Source organism: Methylobacterium sp. WL116 (genome assembly GCF_008039455.1).
Taxonomy (GTDB): domain Bacteria; phylum Pseudomonadota; class Alphaproteobacteria; order Rhizobiales; family Beijerinckiaceae; genus Methylobacterium.
The window spans coordinates 1-818 of sequence record NZ_VRUV01000981.1 but is presented as its reverse complement, the minus strand read 5'-3'; the positions used below and the strand labels follow the sequence as shown (position 1 = coordinate 818).

Annotated in this window: 2 protein-coding genes; both read right to left on the bottom strand. The window is 73.2% G+C overall.

Going from position 1 to position 818, the window contains the following annotated elements:
• Window positions 1–551, bottom strand: a 551-nt coding sequence (locus FV223_RS28910) for a hypothetical protein (protein WP_147730032.1), incomplete at its 3' end; no start/stop codon positions are given.
• Between the two features lie 96 nt (window positions 552–647).
• A partial coding sequence (locus FV223_RS28905) for a helix-turn-helix domain-containing protein (protein WP_281407486.1) occupies window positions 648–818 on the bottom strand: 171 nt, incomplete at its 5' end.

The following is an 818-nucleotide window of genomic DNA, read 5'->3' as shown; positions in this document are numbered from 1 at the left end:
ACGGTGCCCAGCGCGCTGCGGGCGAGAACCCCGCGGACGGTCAGGGCGCGCCCGGCCCGGAGCTCGGCGTTCCAGCGTTCGGCCTCGCGCGGCGGCATCCGCACCTGCGTGCCGTCCGCGAGCAGCACCCCGTTGATCTCGCCGCGCTTGCCGTGCAGCGGCATGGCCACGCGCCCGGTCACCGTCGTCTCGCTGCGGTCGCGCCCGGGCGGCCCGAGGTCGATCACCGTCGCCCCGGTCGCATCGTTGCGGATCATCGTGCCGTCGACCAGCGGCAGCGCGCGGGCCTTCAGTCCGTGGATGGTGACGGCATCCCCGGGGCGCACCGCGAAGGCCAGCTGCACGCTGAGATGGGGCGGCGCCTTCACCTCGGTGCCGTCGGTGAGGATCAGGCCGTCGATGTCGCCGCGTGGCGTCAGCGTGTACTGCCGCACCGTTCCGCGTGTCTCGGGCAGGCCGGCGGGATCGAACGCCGTCTGCGCCGCGGCGCTCGCTGCCGAGAGGGCGAGCGCCGCGATGGCCGGGAGGAGAGCCGTCTTCCGATGCCGCACGACGCCTCCCTGTCCCGATCGGATCACGGGAAGGCCATGGCACCGTCCGTGCCATCGACAAAACGCTTACGGATCAGATGGTTGCCTCGGCAACGGTCAAGCTTGATCGTCCGGATTCGCGACAGCGACCGTCGTGAGATCGGACAGGCGCGCGCCGTCGGCCGGCGCGCCGAGGCCGTAGCGCTCGATCTTGGCGTAGAGCAGCTGGCGCTGGATGCCGAGGCGCCGGGCGGCCGCGGTGCGGTTGCCGCCGGACGCCTCCAGGGC